Raw genomic sequence first — 19,250 nt, 5'->3', positions numbered from 1 at the left:
AATTAAGGTTTGAAAATTATAAGATCTTCGTATTTAAATAGTAATAAAAACGATAAGTGAAACTTATCCCATTTTTTTGCCGCTATTGTCCTTTAAAAGGCCCATTCTTTATAACTTTGTTGAAAATAAAATTGAAAAAGAATGGCCTCCGTATTAAAAAGAGATAGTGTCTTTGAGAACATCCCCTCTATAAAAGCAAAGACCTTACGCATAAATCTGAATCCTGATATATACGGAACCTTTGCCGAGATAGGAGCGGGTCAAGAAACTGCAAGGCATTTCTTTAGATCTGGTGGAGCATCTGGTACCATAGCCAAAGCGATGAGTGCCTATGACAAAGATTTTAGTGATGCCATTTATGGTATTGAGAAAGATGGCCGGTATGTCACACAAGCACGCTTAAAAACAATGCTTTCGCACGAAATGCAATTGATGGAAGAACGTATCAGTCGTGAAAACCATCCGGACAGATTGTTTTTCTCCTATGCCAATACAGTAGCTACCATTGACTTCTCAAAACGATATAAAGGCCATGGTTGGGTGGGTATACGGTATCAATTGGACCCCAAACAAAAGGAGTTCGATGAAATCATCCTCCATATTCGTTTTAAGCAAAATGAGGCAAGATTGCAACAAGAAACCCTTGGAACCCTTGGTGTGAACTTAATCTATGGCGCTTTTTACAAGTACCATAAACCGAAGAAAATGTTGAAATATCTATATGACCATATAGATAAAGACACCTTGGAAATTGATATGGTCAACTTTTCAGGACCGAATTTTAAAGATGTAGACAACCGCTTAATGAGCTTACAGCTTATTAAAAATGATATGACCGACGCCGTAATGTTCGGTCCAGATGGCAATAACCTTCTGCCTGCAGCCGTACTTTATAAAAAGAACATTTTGGCTTTGCGCGGTAGTTTTAGACCGGTAACGAAGGTTAATTTGGATATGTTCGAAAAGTCCTACGATATTTTTATAAGGGACAAGCAGGTAGACCAGAACAACACCATCGTCATTTTCGAAATTACACTTTCTAATTTAAAAGCCTCTGGAGAGATCGACGAACAAGATTTTATGGACAGGGCCGAATTATTATGTTCTTTAGGACATTCGGTAATGATCTCTAAATTTCAGGAGTATTATAAATTGGTAGAATATTTTAATAATTATACCAAAAATAGAATCGGCCTTACCATGGGTGTGAACAACCTAGTCGATATTTTTGATGAAAAATATTATCGTCATTTAAGTGGCGGAATTCTTGAGGCCTTCGGTAAACTGTTCTTCAAGGATCTTCAGGTGTATTTATATCCGATGAAAAATCCGGATACGGGTCAGATTATGACCAGTAATAATGTTAAGGTTCATCCACGAATGAAAGAATTGTATAAATTCTTCAAGTATAATGGTAAGGTTATGGATATCATTGATTATGAACCAGATATTATGCATATTTTCTCAAGGGATGTGCTTAAGAAATTGATGAACGATGAAGAAGGGTGGGAAGAAATGCTGCCTGAAGGAATCGCAGAAATTATTAAAGAAAAAAATCTTTTCACTAGAAAGACTTTAGAAACCAGTGAAGAAGATGCGTAGTTAAATTTACAACGAAGTAATAAACATAAAAAGCGTCCAAAATATTGGACGCTTTTTATATTCTAGCCTTTTTTAGTTTACAATAATTGAGCAGCGTGGTCTTTTGTCTTTACCTTATCAATTACTTTGGTAACCTTGGCATTACCATCCAAGACAAAAGTCATTCTATGGATTCCGTCATACTCCCTACCCATGAACTTTTTAGGTCCCCAAACTCCAAATGTATTAATAACCTTATGGTCTTCATCTGCTAAAAGTGGAAATGGAAACTCATACTTATTCTTGAAACTAGCTTGTTTCTTTTCAGAATCTGCACTAACCCCTAAAAGTTCATAACCTTGTTCTTTTAATTCTTTATAATTATCCCTTAAATTACAGGCTTCTGCCGTACAACCAGGAGTATTTGCCTTTGGATAGAAAAAAACGATTAATTTTTTCCCAGCATAATCAGATAAACTGATTGTATTGCCATTTTGATCTTTGGCTGAAAATGAAGCTACTGTATCACCAACTTTTAACGTATCCATAAGTAAGTTTAATAAATTTGTGTTTAAAATATTTAAAACTAAATTAAACAATTAATGACGAAAGCCGAAAAAATAGCGTTCACTATTTCGAAACTGCAAGAGCTCTATCCTGTAATTCCGATTCCTTTGGAACATAAAGACCCCTATACCCTTCTCATTGCAGTATTAATGTCGGCGCAAAGTACCGATGTACGGGTAAACCAGATTACTCCCCTACTCTTTGAAAAAGCGGATAATCCCTATGATATGGTCAAACTTAGTGTAGATGATATTAGGGAAATCATTAAGCCCGTAGGTTTGTCACCCATGAAAGCAAAAGGTATTCATGGTCTTTCAAAAATTCTGATTGAGAAACATGATGGTAAAGTCCCTAAGGAACTTGAATATTTAGAAGAACTTCCTTCCGTTGGGCATAAAACGGCAAGTGTGGTAGTCTCCCAAGCCTTTGGAATTCCTGCGTTTCCTGTAGATACCCACATCCATAGATTGATGTTTCGATGGGGTTTTACTAACGGGAAAAATGTGGTTCAAACCGAAAAAGACGCTAAACGCTTGTTCCCGATGGAATTATGGAACGACCTTCATTTGCAAATGATCTGGTATGGGAGAGAATATTCCCCTGCAAGAGGTTGGAATCTAGATAAAGATATTATCACCAAAACTATCGGTCGGAAGGCGGTATTAGATGACTATTATAAAAAGAAAAAGACCCGCTAATTGCGGGTCTTTTTCTAGTTTAAAAAGGTTTCGAAACTTAAATCTTCGTACTCAAATTCATAAAGAGCCTGAGAGTAACTCAACAAGAAGTTGATTGTCTTCGGACAAACTTTATTAAATCCGGTCTGTTCTTGATAATTAGAGTAAATTTTTTCCATAGTTCCAATGTTGTTACACTAAAATAACGCAACAAATTTGGAAATATTGTTTATGCTGTGTTTCGCAACAATTAATTGGTAAGTACGATATTATTTTTATCGATTATTTTTCTAAGATTAATCAACGCGTATCGCATTCTACCTAACGCAGTGTTGATACTCACGCCCGTATTTTCAGAAATTTCCTTGAAACTCATATCCTTGTATATACGCATTAAAAGAACTTCTTTCTGGTCGTCTGGCAACTCTTCAACCAATTGCCTTAAATCAGTATCGATTTGATCTTTAATCAATTGTTTTTCTGCGTTCAACTTTTCATCTCCGATTACAGAGAATATATTGAAGTCATCGCTGCCTTCGAACATCGGCATTCTTTTGTTCCTTCTAAAGTGATCTATAATTAGGTTATGGGAAATTCGCATTACCCATGGCAAAAATTTACCTTCTTCGCTATATTTACCTTTCTTCAAGGTCTTTATGACCTTAATAAAGGTATCTTGAAAAATGTCTTCGGTAATGTCCCTATCTAACACCTTAGAGTAGATAAAGCTTGTAATACGTTGGTTATGCCTGTTAATCAATACCTCAAGAGCACCTTCGTTACCGCTGATATAATCCCTAACTAATTCTGAGTCTTCAATTTGTAGTTTCATACGAGTTACTTTCTTTAATTGGTTATAGATTTGGGAATCTTGTTAGTTACTTAGTTTACTTTTTAAATCTGATATAAAACTATAGAAAAGGGCCGCCGCTTAAAAAAGTATGTTGTCAAACCCCCCTATTATGATGTGAAACATCGAAAAAGTAGATTTCTATACAATAAAAGGGATTTCCCATAGTTCGTCGGATGAACGGAATGGGTAGCAAAGTGTTCGAATGAAGATTATTCTTACAGCATGTCCTGATTAAAACTTGTAGGATAAAGGATGGTCGACATCATATGTACACCCCTAAAAACTTGATATACTTTAACATAGCCGTAATATTATCCTTAAAGAAAGAAAGTAGCTTAAACCAAAGAACCCCTAGGTTTTCACCTAAGGGTTCAATACTATTTATAGAGGTATTAATTTAGGTTTCTTTCGAACTGCATACCTTTTACTTCGGTTATTTGTAAAGATTTGGAATAGGAAAGTAAAAAATTAATCGTCTCTGGTTTTGCCTTGATTAATTTACAGGTATTCTTTTCCTTTAAGTATATTTTCTCCATCTCGATTGTTGTTTAGATTGAACTAAAGAACGATTCTTCAATGAAGATAGTAGATCCTATCGACCTGTAACCAATTAATTCGTTAAAACTATGCTATTGGCCTCTACCAATTTTCTTAAGTTAATTAAGGCATAACGCATTCTTCCCAAGGCTGTATTTATGCTTACACCCGTATTATCAGAAATTTCCTTAAAACTCATACCCTTGTAGATTCGCATTTCCAAAACTTCCTGCTGGTCAACAGGCAATTCCTTTATCATTTTAATCAAATCGGCGTCGATTTGGTCTTTGATCAACTGTTTCTCTATATTCAATCGATCATCATCCAATAAAGAAAAAATATTATAACTATCCTTACTATTATACATTGGCATTCTATTATGCTTTCTGAAATGATCTATAATAAGGTTGTGAGCTATGCGCATAACCCAAGGAAGAAACTTACCTTCCTCATTATAGGCACCTCTCTTTAAGGTACGTATCACCTTCATAAAGGTATCTTGGAAAATGTCTTCGGTAAGTTCACGGTCTCCTACTTTAGAGTAGATAAAACCGGTCAAACGGGAATTATGACGATTGATCAGCACTTCTATAGCCTTTTCGTCTCCTTGAATATATTGTTTTACTAATTGGGAATCTTCAATCTGTAGGTTCATAAGCTTTACCTTAAGGGTTAAAATCTAGTCCCAGTTTCAAAGAAAAAGGGGCTTTTGGTGATTATTCTAACTTAAAAAAAGTAAAGTTGCGGTATAGGCAGATTGAATTTTTAATTGGCCTCAAAGATAGAAAAAAATAAATAGTATAAAAATAAAGTTAAAAGTACTGGCCATATTTTAGATAAACGGCATTTTTTAGTACACAATTAAGTCAAAGCGTATCTTTGCAAAATAGAATAACATATGCCTAAACTTGCCCAAATAAATCCGAAAGAAAACATCATAATCAAAGGCGCTAAACTGCACAACCTTAAAAATATTGATGTAGTCATCCCAAGAAATAAACTCGTTGTCATAACGGGATTATCCGGTTCGGGAAAATCGAGCTTAGCTTTCGATACCTTATATGCCGAAGGCCAAAGAAGATATGTTGAGAGCCTATCATCGTACGCCAGACAGTTTTTGGGAAAGTTGGACAAACCAAAGGTCGATTATATTAAAGGAATTGCTCCGGCCATTGCCATTGAGCAAAAGGTGAATTCTACCAATCCTAGGTCTACCGTTGGTACCACCACAGAAATCTATGATTATATAAAATTATTATACGCCCGTATCGGTAGAACCTTTTCCCCTATATCTGGTCTTGAAGTTAAAAAACATACGGTTACCGATGTGGTAAACCATGTAAAGACCTACGATGAAAACACCAAACTACTTTTACTGGCCCCTATTCAGATAAGGGAGGATAGAGATGCTCTTAAATCGCTCGAACTTTTTTCTAAGCAAGGTTATGCGCGTATCAAATATGAAAATGAAGTTCTACGAATAGATCAGGCACCCCAAAATATCGGTAAAAAATTTGATTTAGTCATAGATCGTATTATCACGAAGAATGATGAAGATTTCTATAACCGATTAGGAAATGCAGTGGATACAGCTTTCTTTGAAGGTAAAGGGGAATGCAGCATTGAAGAATTAACCGATGGAAAACAGACTTCGTTCAGCAATAAATTTGAATTAGATGGCATGACGTTTTTAGAACCCAATGTGCATTTGTTCAGTTTCAATAATCCCTATGGTGCTTGTCCAAAATGCGAAGGTTATGGTGACGTCATCGGTATCGATGAGGATTTGGTTATTCCGAATACCGCACTGTCAATTTATGAAAATGCAATTTTCCCTTGGCGAGGAGAAAGTATGGGTTGGTACCGAGATCAATTGGTAAACGCTGCCTATAAGTTTGATTTTCCCATTCATAAACCTTGGTATGAATTGACCGAAGACCAACGGCAATTGGTTTGGAACGGTAATGACCATTTTATTGGACTACATAAGTTCTTTGGGATGTTGGAAGAAAAAAGCTATAAGATACAGAATAGGGTAATGCTCTCCAGATACCGCGGAAAAACAAGGTGCAACGTATGTAATGGAAAAAGGTTGCGACCGGAAACGGATTACGTAAAAGTAGGTGGAGCATCAATTTCATCATTGGTTGGTTTATCCATAGAAAAACTAATCGTATTTTTTGATAATCTAGAACTTACCGAAAATGACGCAACGATAGCTGCTAGATTATTGGTAGAGATTAGAACACGACTCGGGTTCCTGAACAAAGTTGGGTTGAATTACCTGACCATCAATCGTAAATCGAATACACTTTCAGGTGGGGAAAGCCAGCGTATTAACCTCGCAACCTCATTGGGAAGTAGCTTGGTAGGTTCTATGTACATCTTGGATGAACCTAGTATTGGGTTGCATCCCAAGGACACAGAAAACCTGATCGAAGTCCTTATTTCATTACGAAATTTAGGAAATACGGTTATAGTTGTGGAGCATGATGAAGATATAATGAAAGCTGCAGACGTGGTCATTGATATCGGCCCGGAAGCAGGAACCCATGGCGGAAAAGTAGTCGCCCAAGGAACCCTAAGCGAAATATTGAAATCCAATTCACTCACGTCGCAATACCTGAATGGGAAGATGGAAATTAAAGTTCCTAAAGAAAGACGTACTTCTAAAAATTACATCACCATAAAAGGAGTTCGCGAACACAACCTTAAAAATATCAATGTCACTTTTCCTTTGGATATGCTCACCGTTGTTACCGGTGTATCAGGAAGTGGAAAGAGTACGTTAGTAAAAAAGTTACTTTACCCGATTATTTTAAAAGAAATTGGTGGCTACGGTGAAAAAGCGGGACAACATAGTTCCGTAGAAGGAAAATATAAGCATATAAAACATGTGGAGTTCGTTGACCAAAATCCAATTGGTCGGTCATCACGTTCCAATCCCGTTACGTATATTAAGGCGTATGACGATATTCGAAATTTGTTCGCAAATCAAAAACTAAGTACTATACGAAATTACCAAGCCAAACACTTCTCCTTTAATGTAGACGGTGGACGGTGTGAAAAATGTAAAGGAGAAGGCGAGATTACGGTTGAAATGCAATTCATGGCCGACGTGCATCTAGAATGTGAAAACTGCGGAGGCAAACGCTTTAAAAAAGAAGTCTTGGAAGTAACCTTCAATAACGCCAATATTGATGACATTTTAAATATGACCATTGACGATGCCATACAATTCTTCGAAACTGGTGAACAGACCAAGATTGTTACTAAACTTAAACCCCTACAAGATGTTGGATTAGGGTATGTGACTTTAGGACAATCCTCCTCTACCCTTTCAGGCGGCGAAGCCCAACGTATAAAACTGGCGTCTTTCCTTATAAAAGGGGCTACCAAAGATAAAGCCCTTTTTATTTTTGATGAGCCAACAACGGGCTTACATTTTCATGACATTCAAAAACTGTTAAAATCCTTTAATGCATTAATTAAAAAAGGACATTCCATCGTTGTGATCGAACATAATATCGACTTGATTAAATGTGCTGACTACATAATTGACCTTGGGCCAGGTGGTGGAGAAAATGGTGGCTATTTATTAGCCGAAGGTACCCCTGAAGAGGTTTCAAAAAACGATGGTTCTTTTACCGCCAACTATTTAAAGGAGAAATTGAAGTAAGAAACCTTCTATTCCAAATCTGTAAGAATAGGAACATTAGAACTACTTAAAACATTGTTATTCAATATTTTAAGTGATTATTTATTTTTTTGGCACACTGTTTGTAATGTACTAAGTGAATGTAAATAGTTACCTTCAGAATCACTGCCCTCTGGCAGATTTAAAACCTTATATCATGAAAAAATTAGTACTCCTTTTTACGGCGATGATTTTAGGCACTACAAGTGTTTTTGCCACAGGTATTAAAGAAGATAAGGTTGCTACAAGCAATGCTTATGGATATGACAACTCCTTCATTTTTGTTGAAAATGGTATTACGTTTGCTGTATATCCAGATGGGGAGTTTGACTTTTATATAGACAATCAGGTATCCGGAACAAGAAATGGCGTTACGTTCAATTCAGGTTACGACTATAGTCCCTACGCTCAATATGATGATTATGGTGCAGTTATACAGGTAGAGAATGTTCCTATTTATTATGACTATTATGGTCGGGTGAGTCAAATCGGTGAAGTCGATATCAACTATTTAAATAGACGGGTAAACAGAATTGGAGGAATGTACGTTTATTATAATAACCGTGGATTTTACGATTACCATACGGGATACATAAACATTTACAACAGGCATTATGTATACCAACCTTTTCATAGGTGGTTCGCCAGACCAGCTATCAATCTTTGCTTAGTATACAACAGACCCTATAGAAGGTATTACACCCCCGTTCGTTATACCTATTATAACCCATATAGAAATAACTATAGAAAGGCATATGTAAATATTGGTAGGACATACAGATATAATAAAGTTAGACCTGAAAGAGCTACGATTTATAGAAATGATAAACGAGTTGCCGTGAGGGATAATTCGTATAGAGCTAATAAATCGATTGCTCAACGGGATAATGGATTAAGAACCAACAGAAGTATTGCCTCGAATAATACGGCAAGATATAACAGAGGCACTGAGGTAAATCAAAGTTCTACGGTAAGACGTAGCAGTGATTTTGCCGGACGTAATAACCAAGATCATAGGGTAACTAAAAGAGAAGTGACCAGGAGTACTCCTCCCAATCGTACTGTTAAACGAGGAAACGATGTCGGGTCAAGAAATGGTCATATTAGCACAGTTACAAAACGAGAAGTTACTAGAACTCCTAGTAGCACTACAGTGAAGAGAAGTTCCACTACTTATAAAAAACCAGAGGTTAGAAGTACCACTTCCCGTAGTAGTCAAAATAGTAGTGTTAGAAGTAGCGGCACTAGATCCGTAACAAAGGTACCTAACAGAAGTTCAACTAGTGCTAGTTCGAGATCGGCAACTACTAGAAGTAATAGAAGAAATTAAAATAGTTTTTAGGTTGGTTAGTTGTTTAGCCCCTTAGCGGATACGTTCGTTAAGGGGCTTTTTTTACTTCTCCATTTTTAATTATAAAAATCGTAACGCGGAAATAATTTTTCAAACCTCTTTGGAAGTTCGCTCCTTATATGCAAAACATTACCTGAAATAGGATGTGTAAATTCCAATGATTGGGCATGTAGGAACATTCCCTTACCCTTTAATAACAAGCCCTCCAAATAATAAGTGGCATCGCCCAAAATAGGATTTCCTATATAAAGTAAGTGTTTGCGCAACTGATGCCGTCTACCAGTAAAGGGAGTTAACCGCACTAAATTCAAGCATCCAAAACGCTCAGAAGGTATGGATTCTATAACATGATATACCGAAATAGCTTTCTTATTATCGATAGGAAATTCAATGGTTCCGTTAGAATTCATACGACCTATGGTAACCGCGAAATACGTTTTATGAATATGTTTTTCCTCAAAAAGTTTATTTAACGAAACGATGGTAGAACTAGTTTTCCCCACCAACAAAAGACCCGTGGTGGCATAATCCAATCGGTGGACCGGTTGTGGATCTACAACATCCGCTACAGTACTTTGCTTCAAATTTTGTTCCAGTGCATTGGCTACGGTCTTAAATCCGTTACCGCTTACCAAAATACCTGCCGGCTTGTTGATAATTGCCAAGTAATCATCCTCATAAATAACTTCTAGCTTTAGCTTGAGCCTAGTATCCTTTTTGTTCTCTGCAGGCTGACGCAATTCAATAAGTTCACCACCTTTAATAAAAACTGCCGTCGACGCTATTTTACCATTCACGAAAACTAATTTTTGCTTAATAGCCTTTTTCAATGCAGATTTTGTATAAGCCTTGGAAAATATACCTACTGCATATTCCTGCAAACGCACAGGCCCATCTTCGATTTCTGCGATATGTCTTTCAATTGTGTTCACTATGGGCGCGTATAAATTATTTTGAGGTGCTCCATTAGCGGTGCAAGGTAAATTTTTGAATTATTAAATTAAGGTGGTGAGCTAATTTTTGTGAAAATATAACTCTACCTTCTACCCTAAATTTTAGTCCACCAGAAATGGATCCATATGAAAAGGATAAATCATAAAATAATAAGGCAAGTCGTTATTCTAGCCTTAATCATCTTTCTAGGGGGATTGATTATAAAATACATGCTGCCCTATATATCTGGCGTACTCGGGGCCCTAACCTTATATGTTATCCTTAGAAAATGGATGATGAAGCTTTTGAAAAAAGGCATGAAAAGAATGTGGGCGGCACTACTCCTTGTTTTTGTTTCATTAATCGGTATTTTCTTGCCCTTAGTGGGAGCTGTTTTTATGCTTAGTAATCAAATTGGAAACCTGGCCGATAAATCGGAACAAGTCACGAAGGCCTTTAAGGAACAGGTTTTTCAACTCGAAAAATATATTGAGTATGATATTTCTTCGGCTATAGATCCAAAACAGGCTTCCGGATGGTTAACGGATAATCTTCAAGGTTTTGCGAGTGGTACATTTAATATTTTTATTTCCCTTGGTTTACTGCTTTTCATCCTGTACTATATGCTGAAAAGTCCTAAGGAGCTCAAGGATTCCTTAATGGTTTACGTTCCATTGAGTAAAAAAACATTGGTTATTTTAGGAGAAGAAATTGAAAGTGTAGTGCGATCCAATGCCATCGCCATTCCCTTGGTCGCTTTGGCGCAGGGTATAATCGCGCTTATAGGCTTTTTTATATTTGGGGTTGAAAATCCGTTGTTCTGGTTTGTAATAGTAACGGTAGGTTCAATGATTCCCTTTATTGGAACATTTATTGGAATTTTTCCGGTCTTCGTTTTGAGCCTCGCAAACGGAAATGAATTTCAAGCTTGGGGTATTTTAATTTATGGTATTCTGGTGGTAGGAATGACAGATAACTTAATTAGATTAGTGGTACTTAAAAAGCTTGATAGTACACATCCCCTTATTACCTTAATCGGAGTCATTGTCGGTATTCCATTATTCGGTTTTGTTGGCTTAATCTTTGGCCCCTTGATTATTAGCCTTTTTCTGATTACCGTAAAAATTTATAAACAACATTATGGACTACAGCAATCACACAAAAAGAATAAGCTTCAGATGTAATTATTTTTTAAAAAAATTACTTAAGAACCCGTGAACATCTTCAGATATTCTATACCTATATAGTACCCCCAAATACATGGCAATCATCAATACACTTTTTAGGGCTATATTAATTAAGGGATGAAAAGAAAAAGAAAATGCAGAGAATAAAATTCCTATAAACACTAAAAGTGCCATTACTTTCCAAGTTTCGCCGGTAAATGGTGTTATTTTGAACTTTGCCTTTACATACCACAACTTTAACGAATTATAGATAAAGAAGGCACTAAAGCTAGCAATTGCTGCGCCATTAATGCCATAATTGGGAATAAGCCAAAGATTGAACACAATGGCTAAAATCGCCAAGAAGACTCCAAAAAACAATATGGACCTATAATAGTCCGAATTATATAAAATCGAATTATTATTGCCTAAAAGCGAATCATAAACCTTGGCAAGACCGATCCAAAAAACAATCATAAACCCACCAGAATAGTTTTTGGGCAATAATTGATATAGTTCTGTCAGGTTCAATAAAATCAATAAAAAAAGTAATCCTGCAATAATAAAAAGGGTCAAAGAACTTTTTTGATACAATATTTTCAAAGCTACCTTATCCTTGTTATTAAGATAGGTAGCTGTTAAAGGATATGTAATCTGATGCATTGCCCTAGAAGGTACCGCAATGGTAGAGGCTATAAAACCTGCTACGGCATAGTATGCTACATTTTCAATTTTAAGAAAATTGTTCAACATTACCTTATCGACTTCCATAAGTACTATGGCCGTTGAACCTCCCAAAATAATAAGTCCGCTGTACTTTACAATGTTTACCCAATTCTCAGGAAGTGTGAAATTCAACTTTGGCATCCGTAAACGATAGGCGTAGATTTTCATAATAAGGGTGCGGAAAATATAAAAGCCGACCAAGGCATTGATGAAAAATTCAATATCAATGATCTTTAGCCATAGTAAAATCAATAAAATGGTTTGTGCTATCCTGCAAAAAACCTCTTTCATAAAATTCCCAAATATGGATTTCATTCGAATTCTAGCCCAAGCATAAAATACTTCAAAATAGGCCATTGCCATACCTATTAGAAATATATGCCAAACATAGTCGCGTACTACGGGGTTTTCTTTCGACAATAAATCACCTATGGTCTCATTTGCGAAAAAACTGAGGAATGCAATGGGAATAATAAACCATAATGGTAGTATTAACATAAAAGTTAAAAAGGCATCTTGTTTGCTATCGTCTTTGAAACTTGAATAAAATTTGACCAAACTATTAGGGACACCAAAAGCCAAAACAGGCATTAATACCGCCGATACAGATAAGATTACTTGAACCAGCCCGTAACTATCCGCTTGCATAAAATTGGTATACAAAAACAAGGTATTGACCGCACCTATCGCAAATCCGAAGTAGGTTACAATGGTATTGTTCAACGATTGTTTTAGTACGATTCCCATTAAATTAATTCGGCTAATTTTCGAGTAAGTTCCCTTCTGCTATACTGTTCTATTCCTTTTGAGGAAACTGATAGATCTGCATTCCGATACTTCTCAAACCAGCTTAAAAGTAGGTTTTTCAAGGCAATAGTATCTTCATACTCAAATATTGCCCCTGCCTTTGTTTCGGTTATAATATTGCCAACCTCCCAATTGCTAGGCCCCACCCCTAAAATAGGACGCTTGGCGTACATGTATTCAAATAGTTTTCCAGGAATGATACCCTTGGTCTCTTCTGAATCGATTTCTGCCAAAAGTAAAATTTGCGAGGTTTTTTGATACGCCAATGCTTTTTCATGCGAGACATATCCTATCACTTCTACGACGTCATCTAATCCTAACTCAGTTATGGAATGAAGTACGTCGTCACTGACGACTCCTATAAATTGCAACCTTAAAGCATCCTCAAAATCACTATTCTCTTTCATCATTTCAGATAGGATCCGCCAAAGATTCTTCGGATTACGACCCGTAAGCATCGATCCTATATGAGAGATGGTAAATTTTTTATCGAGCTCTACAATTTCTGTTCTTTGAACATCAAAACCATTAGTAATAACTGAAATGGGCTGATCGGTAATTTGCTCAAACTCCCTTTTTGTAGTCTCACTCGTTACAATAATTTTATCCGCTTTATTAAGGACCAAAGCTTCTAATTTTTTATGCTTTTTTTGTGCATTTGAAGTAAGCTTTAACTTTTTATGATAGCCTATGGAGGTCCATGGGTCCCTAAAATCGGCAATCCATTTTAAGGAACCGGGCTGTTTTAAATAATAACCGATAAGGTGTACACTATGGGGCGGACCCGTAGTGATAATCGTATCGATATTTTCTTTTTCCAAGACTCCTTTTAAATAAGCTACGGAGGGTTTTACCCAAAACTTTCGTGCATCAGGGATGAACAAATTCCCCCTGATCCATAAAAGGGTCTTCTCCAACGTGGACTGATTTTTTGCCGTAATAATTCCGGAACTAATCCGGTTGGTCTTTTTGCTTGAAAAAAAAGAGGCAAGACGATACGGCTCTAAAATTGACTGAGAATAAATGGTAATATCCTTTGGAAGGTCATTACAAAACGATTCATCCAAAATTGGATAATGGGCATTATCTGGAATGTAAACAACGGGCTCTATGTCGAAATCCCTTAAATATTTTACAAACTTTAGCCAGCGTTGTACCCCGGGTCCGCCGGCAGGTGGCCAATAATAGGTAATGACCAACACCTTTTTCATTAGACTTCTTTCTCTTTTTTAGGTTTCCAAAAAGAAAAACCTAATCCGCCCACAATAATCAGTCCTAATAGAATTGTACTTGCCAAAGTTATTTTGCTACCCTTTGCTACGACTTCAGGCTCAAACTTAAATTCAATTTTGTGTGCTCCCGAAGGCACTTTTAGAGCTCTCAGTACATAATCTACTTTAAAATAGTCACTCGAACGACCATCGATATAAGCATTCCACCCATTCTTGTAGTACATCTCTGAGAAAACGGCAATTCCCGCATTGCCATTTTTTGAGGCATACGTTAAGTGATTTGGCTCATAATCGGTCAAAGAAATAGATGCGGTAGAATCTACTTGATACTCGAGTTGGGTAACTTCTGTAAATTTAGCAGTATTTATTATGGCGATATTCTTGGTATCCAGACTATCCAAGGCCATAATTTCGGCATCCGCATTAGTAACAGGTTTCAATTGTTTTATGAACCAAGCGTTTCCATTCGCATTAGGGTTTTCTATGGGAAATAAGTTGCCTTCTTGGTCCTGCCTTATCACATATTTGATATTGAGCATGTTTAAAACAGAAAGATTTCCATTTAGAATATGATAATCAAAAAGATCTTGCATTCCCGCAGGTTTGGCCGCATGATAGCCCGTTATACTTTGATGAAAATATGCTGTCTTGGCCGAATCAAAACCTTCAGTCTGATCAAATACACGAAAAATACCGTCGTCCTTTGCTATTAATTTATCTGCCGCATTTTCCTGAAAAGGTTCCAACATTTTACGTTTTGACACAAAATTATCATTGTTCACATAACGTAAATCTACACCGACCAAATCGACCACTACCAAAACACCTACGGTCAAAATAAGGAGATTCTTTTTTAGCTTTTCCTTTAAGTACAACCAGATGAACGCCGCGGTTACTAGTACATAGGCCAGAGATCGAAGTAAATCACTGGTGTAAACGCTTTTACGATCCAAACGTAACATTTCAGGAAGTTCTTCTAGCCCTGTCATACGCAAATTGGCGTCTGCAGCACCCACAAAATCGAAAGTGCCTTTGAACAAGAATAATAAAACACCTATTCCTAAAACTGTCCCCGTAGCGTAGGTCAACGATTTTATTTTATCGCCATGGGGTACCTTATCCATAAATAGCTTTTTCAAGGCCAATATGGCTAAAATAGGCACACACAGTTCTAAAATGACCTGTATGGAAGAGACCGCCCTGAATTTATCATAGAGCGGAAAATAATCGATCATGAAATCGGTGAGGACACTAAAATTTTTTCCCCAGGATAAGACCAATGAAAATAGAGTTCCGAACACTAACCACCACTTATGCTTGCCTTTTACTAAAAATAGTCCCAACACAAAAAGAAAAAAGACTACAGCTCCCAAATAAGCCGGACCAGAAGTGCCAGGCTGCGCCCCCCAATATAAAGGAACGCCACTGACAAAATTCAATGCACTTGATCTCGGTAGCCCTTTGTCGATTAAATAATTGAACGATTTTGAATCCTCTCCTAAATTTTCCTGACTAGCTCCCCCAAAAAGACGGGGCACAAAAAGATTCAATGACTCCGCAATTCCGTAGCTCCAATTTGTAATATAGGCTTTACTCAAACCTCCAGTATTTTCTTTTGGTGAACCATCAGGATTAATGGTGAGCTCGCTTTTACCACGAGTACTCCAATTCGCATATTCTTTTGTAGCCATCAATGCGGTTGCATTTGTGGCTACCCCTAAGGTTACGGCAAATACCAAAATACCGACCGAAATGAAAAAATGTTTTAACTGCTTTTGTTTTATCGCATAGACCAAATACACCAGACCCAGCACCAATACCAACAACATAAAGTAATAGGTCATTTGGTAATGATTGGCAGTGATTTCCAATGCCATCGCCAAAGCTGTGAGCACAAAACCCCAAACGTATCGCTTTCTAAAAACGAGCACTATACCGGCCAATAAGACAGGCAAATAAGCTAAGGCATGCGCTTTTGCATTATGCCCGGCCCCTATGATAAGAATAAGATAGGTTGAAAAACCAAAAGCCAATGCCCCAACCACTGCCAAGCGATAATCAACTTTAAGGCAACAAAGTAAGATGTAAAATCCAATAAGATAAAGGAATAAATAATCTGCAGGTCTAGGTAAGAACCGGATCAACCGATCCAACTTTTTAATGTAATTATAGGGATAATTAGCTCCCAATTGGTAGGTGGGCATGCCCCCAAAAGCGCTATTCGTCCAATATGGTTCCTCATCGTTAAGCTTACGGAAATCGTTCTGTTCCTTCGCCATGCCCGTATATTGGGCAATATCAGATTGATATATGACCTTGCCTTGAAGCACGGGACTAAAGTAGGCGATGGCCGCAATGACGAAAAATACGATTACAAAAAAATGGATAAAAAAGAATTTTAAACCTTGCTTCATTTGCTAAATAAGTAGTGTTTTAGCAAAGATAACTAGTCTAGCTCTTCAAAATCAATGTATTCACCTACTTTTTCAGAATCATCCTTTTTCTTGGAGACTTTTCTATCGATGATCACATCGCCCATTTTTTCTTCATTGGAGGTTTGTGAATTGTCAAAACCTTCAAATGTTTGCTTAAAATGAGATTCCGTTTTTTTGACGGCGTAGTTTAAAATTTTTGGTGCAAATAAACGGAGTAAGATTTTTAGCCCGTAATACACCAAGAGAATAATTAATATCGTTCGTAAAAAAGCCATTTATTACTTCTTATATATATCAAAAATACAATTATCACGTTGTAATACTAGAATCAGAATATTAAAATAAATATAAAATCGTGTTCATGAATAGTCGATCCGCCTACTCAAAATTACCCTATTGGCTAATAGGCTTTTTAATACTCCTACCGATTTCAGGCTTTTCACAATATACTGATGTAATCAATTCGAACCGGCCAGGGCTTTCGGTTAGCGCCTATGCCGTAGGTAAAAATGTTGTACAGGCAGAACTAGGTTTTTTCTACGAACAAAGAGATCATACTCTTTTAAACACCCAATCTGATATTTGGGGTTCTGATATTTCTCTGCGGTATGGTTTATTATTCGAAAGACTGGAACTTAATTATGAAGGTACTTTTCAAGATCAGGACATTACCTATGCCAATTTTAACCAAATGGCCAAAAGAAGGGATTTTTCACGAAGTAGATTAGGGCTCAAATATCTGATTTACGATCCTTTTAAAAATCCGGAAGCAAATAAACCGAATTTATATAGTTGGCGGGCCAATCATAAATTTCAATTTAAAAATCTTTTACCCGCGGTTTCATTGTATGGAGGCGCAAATTTTGTTTTGGGCGATAATCCCTTTTATGTTGAAGACCCTACCCTATCGTATAGAGGAATGATTGCAACACAAAGCAGATTGACACCCCGTTTTGTGTTAATCACCAATATAGCCTATGATCGTATTGGAACTGATTTCCCTGAACTAAGTTATTTAATTTCGTTATCTCACGCCTTTAGAAATCCTAAATGGAGTGTTTTTGCAGAACATCAAGGCATACAAAGCGACCGTTATTCCGATGTATTATTAAGAGGTGGTCTGGCCTATTTGGTAATGGAAAACTTACAATTGGACTTCAATATGGGGGCCAGCTTCAAAAACACGCCATCACGAATTTTCATAGGTCTTGGAGGCTCATATCGAATGGATTTCCACAAGGATAGCCTAGTGCCTATCGAAGATCAAGCTGCTGACCAAAATGGTGGCGCAATCGATAAGGATGCCATGAAAAAGGAAAAGAAAAAAAGGAAGAAAAACAAAAGTGTCGGTGCCGAAGATATTGACTTGGGTCCATCAAAAAAGCAACTGAAAAAATTGAAGAAAAAAGAGAAAAAGAAGGATAAGGAAAACGACGAAATCGACTTTTAAAACACACATACAACCTCATCCTATTTCCCTTGTTTCAGCTTTCGTATTTTGATTAATATTCCTAATATTGACCCTTCTAAAAAAGTTCAATGATCACGATACAAGAAGCAAAAACAAAACAGGAATTAAAACGTTTTGTTACCTTTCCCTTTTCACTATACAAGGACAATGAGTATTGGGTACCCCCCATTATCAATGATGAACTGGAGAGTTTCAACAAAGATAAAAACCCCGTTTTCAAAGATGCCGAAGCTTGGTTCTTCCTTGCCTTTAAAGGCGATAAAGTGGTGGGCAGGGTTGCGGCAATCATCAACCGCTTAGAAGTTGACCAACAAAATATTAAAAAAATGCGTTTTGGATGGTTCGATTTCGTTGATGATCCAAAAGTTTCCAAAGCTCTTCTAGATAAAGTAGCCGAAATAGGGAACGAAAATCAGTTGGACTATATGGAAGGCCCCGTGGGCTTTTCTAATTTGGACAAAGTAGGCGTTTTGATCGAAGGCTTTGATCATATCGGCACCATGATTACTTGGTACAACCATCCCTATTACCGAAGCCATTATGAAAATATGGGCTTTGTAAAGGAGAAAGAATATATGGAAAATAAATTTCCGGCAAAAAATGCAGATCCCGCCTTGTTCACCAAACTGAACGATCTTGTTAAAAGACGTTATGGACTAACAGAAGTCAACTTCACCAAAACAAGTGAGGTTATGCCGTTGGCAGATGAAATGTTCGATCTCTTTAACGAAACGTACGCCAACCTTTCTTCATTTGTTCCAATTACGGATATACAAAAGGCCTATTTCAAGAAAAAGTATATTAGTTTCATCAATCCAGAGTATATAAAATTCATTAAGGACAAAGAAGATAAATTAATAGCCTTTGCTATTGTGATGCCTTCTTTTTCCGAAGCTTTACAAAAAGCAAAAGGTAAATTATTCCCCTTTGGATTGTTCCATTTATTAAAGGCGAAGAAGAATAGTAAAGATGTGATTTTTTACCTCATCGGTATACATCCCGAATATCAAAATAAGGGAGTAACAGCGGTTATCTTCAACGAATATTATAAAACTTTTACGGAAAAAGGAATTGACATGTGTTACCGCACGCCCGAGCTTGAGGAAAACTTGGCCATTAAACAAATGTGGAAACATTTTGACCCTGTCGTTTATAAACGAAGGCGAACCTATAGAAAAAATCTCTAAGCCGATTGTAAACGAAAAGCCCGGGTTCAA

At 36.8% G+C, this 19,250-nt stretch carries 16 protein-coding genes; 7 read left to right on the top strand and 9 right to left on the bottom strand.

The features are described from left to right. Window positions 1-141 precede the first annotated feature (141 nt). Window positions 142-1,602, top strand: a complete 1,461-nt coding sequence (locus ACNR9Q_RS10625) for a TonB-dependent receptor (protein WP_419211195.1) — start codon at window positions 142-144, stop codon at window positions 1,600-1,602. A gap of 77 nt (window positions 1,603-1,679) precedes the next feature. Here the strand turns inward: ACNR9Q_RS10625 and bcp are convergent, their stop codons facing one another. Beyond that, a complete protein-coding gene (gene bcp, locus ACNR9Q_RS10620) occupies window positions 1,680-2,129 on the bottom strand; it encodes a thioredoxin-dependent thiol peroxidase (RefSeq protein WP_419211194.1) in 450 nt (149 codons plus the stop codon). Window positions 2,130-2,183: 54 nt separating this feature from the next. Between bcp and ACNR9Q_RS10615 the strand changes: the two genes are divergently transcribed. Then, window positions 2,184-2,846: an endonuclease III domain-containing protein gene (locus ACNR9Q_RS10615; RefSeq protein WP_419211193.1), complete on the top strand. Its 663-nt coding sequence runs from the start codon at window positions 2,184-2,186 to the stop codon at window positions 2,844-2,846. A 229-nt stretch (window positions 2,847-3,075) separates the two neighbouring features. Here ACNR9Q_RS10615 and ACNR9Q_RS10610 read toward each other — a convergent pair whose 3' ends face one another. From ACNR9Q_RS10610 to ACNR9Q_RS10600, 3 genes are all read right to left on the bottom strand, one after another. After that, window positions 3,076-3,657: an RNA polymerase sigma factor gene (locus ACNR9Q_RS10610; RefSeq protein ID WP_419211192.1), complete on the bottom strand. Its 582-nt coding sequence runs from the start codon at window positions 3,655-3,657 to the stop codon at window positions 3,076-3,078. Window positions 3,658-4,070: 413 nt separating this feature from the next. Continuing rightward, window positions 4,071-4,214, bottom strand: a complete 144-nt coding sequence (locus ACNR9Q_RS10605; protein WP_419211191.1) for a hypothetical protein — start codon at window positions 4,212-4,214, stop codon at window positions 4,071-4,073. Window positions 4,215-4,288: 74 nt separating this feature from the next. Beyond that, entirely contained in the window at window positions 4,289-4,870 is a 582-nt protein-coding gene (locus ACNR9Q_RS10600; protein WP_419211190.1) for an RNA polymerase sigma factor, read from the bottom strand. 243 nt (window positions 4,871-5,113) lie between these two features. Here ACNR9Q_RS10600 and uvrA point away from each other — a divergent pair, with 243 nt between their 5' ends. Then, a complete protein-coding gene (uvrA, locus tag ACNR9Q_RS10595; RefSeq protein ID WP_419211189.1) occupies window positions 5,114-7,894 on the top strand; it encodes an excinuclease ABC subunit UvrA in 2,781 nt (926 codons plus the stop codon). Window positions 7,895-8,069: 175 nt separating this feature from the next. Continuing rightward, window positions 8,070-9,242 carry a hypothetical protein gene (locus ACNR9Q_RS10590; protein WP_419211188.1) on the top strand — a complete coding sequence of 391 codons (1,173 nt, stop codon included), beginning with the start codon at window positions 8,070-8,072 and terminating at the stop codon, window positions 9,240-9,242. Window positions 9,243-9,319: 77 nt separating this feature from the next. On the opposite strand, the gene ACNR9Q_RS10585 is transcribed toward ACNR9Q_RS10590, so the two are convergent. Then, window positions 9,320-10,195 carry an RluA family pseudouridine synthase gene (locus ACNR9Q_RS10585; protein ID WP_419211187.1) on the bottom strand — a complete coding sequence of 292 codons (876 nt, stop codon included), beginning with the start codon at window positions 10,193-10,195 and terminating at the stop codon, window positions 9,320-9,322. 147 nt (window positions 10,196-10,342) lie between these two features. On the opposite strand from ACNR9Q_RS10585, the gene ACNR9Q_RS10580 reads away from it, so the two are divergent. Continuing rightward, window positions 10,343-11,380 carry an AI-2E family transporter gene (locus ACNR9Q_RS10580; protein WP_419211186.1) on the top strand — a complete coding sequence of 346 codons (1,038 nt, stop codon included), beginning with the start codon at window positions 10,343-10,345 and terminating at the stop codon, window positions 11,378-11,380. Here the strand turns inward: ACNR9Q_RS10580 and ACNR9Q_RS10575 are convergent, their stop codons facing one another. The 4 genes from ACNR9Q_RS10575 to ACNR9Q_RS10560 are packed head-to-tail and all read right to left on the bottom strand — an operon-like array spanning window position 11,381 to window position 16,837. Beyond that, complete coding sequence (locus tag ACNR9Q_RS10575; protein ID WP_419211185.1) at window positions 11,381-12,835, bottom strand: lipopolysaccharide biosynthesis protein; 1,455 nt, start codon at window positions 12,833-12,835, stop codon at window positions 11,381-11,383. Continuing rightward, window positions 12,835-14,106, bottom strand: a complete 1,272-nt coding sequence (locus ACNR9Q_RS10570; protein WP_419211184.1) for a glycosyltransferase family 4 protein — start codon at window positions 14,104-14,106, stop codon at window positions 12,835-12,837. The genes ACNR9Q_RS10575 and ACNR9Q_RS10570 overlap by 1 nt, the downstream gene beginning before the upstream one ends. Continuing rightward, window positions 14,106-16,541, bottom strand: coding sequence for a YfhO family protein (locus tag ACNR9Q_RS10565; protein WP_419211183.1), 2,436 nt, complete (start codon window positions 16,539-16,541; stop codon window positions 14,106-14,108). Before ACNR9Q_RS10565 ends, ACNR9Q_RS10570 begins: the two co-directional genes overlap by 1 nt. A gap of 32 nt (window positions 16,542-16,573) precedes the next feature. Further along, window positions 16,574-16,837 (bottom strand): DUF4834 family protein, encoded by a 264-nt coding sequence (locus ACNR9Q_RS10560; protein ID WP_419211182.1) that lies wholly within the window; start codon window positions 16,835-16,837, stop codon window positions 16,574-16,576. 86 nt (window positions 16,838-16,923) lie between these two features. Between ACNR9Q_RS10560 and ACNR9Q_RS10555 the strand changes: the two genes are divergently transcribed. Continuing rightward, window positions 16,924-18,012 carry a transporter gene (locus tag ACNR9Q_RS10555; RefSeq protein WP_419211181.1) on the top strand — a complete coding sequence of 363 codons (1,089 nt, stop codon included), beginning with the start codon at window positions 16,924-16,926 and terminating at the stop codon, window positions 18,010-18,012. An 89-nt stretch (window positions 18,013-18,101) separates the two neighbouring features. Beyond that, on the top strand, window positions 18,102-19,220 hold the full coding sequence (locus tag ACNR9Q_RS10550; protein WP_419211180.1) for a GTP cyclohydrolase: 1,119 nt from the start codon (window positions 18,102-18,104) through the stop codon (window positions 19,218-19,220). Window positions 19,221-19,250: the final 30 nt, after the last annotated feature.

This window comes from Maribacter sp. X9 (assembly GCF_048537565.1).
In the GTDB taxonomy this organism is placed as follows: domain Bacteria; phylum Bacteroidota; class Bacteroidia; order Flavobacteriales; family Flavobacteriaceae; genus Maribacter.
Note: the sequence above shows the minus strand (reverse complement) of the source record. Positions and strands in the feature narration are given on the sequence as shown.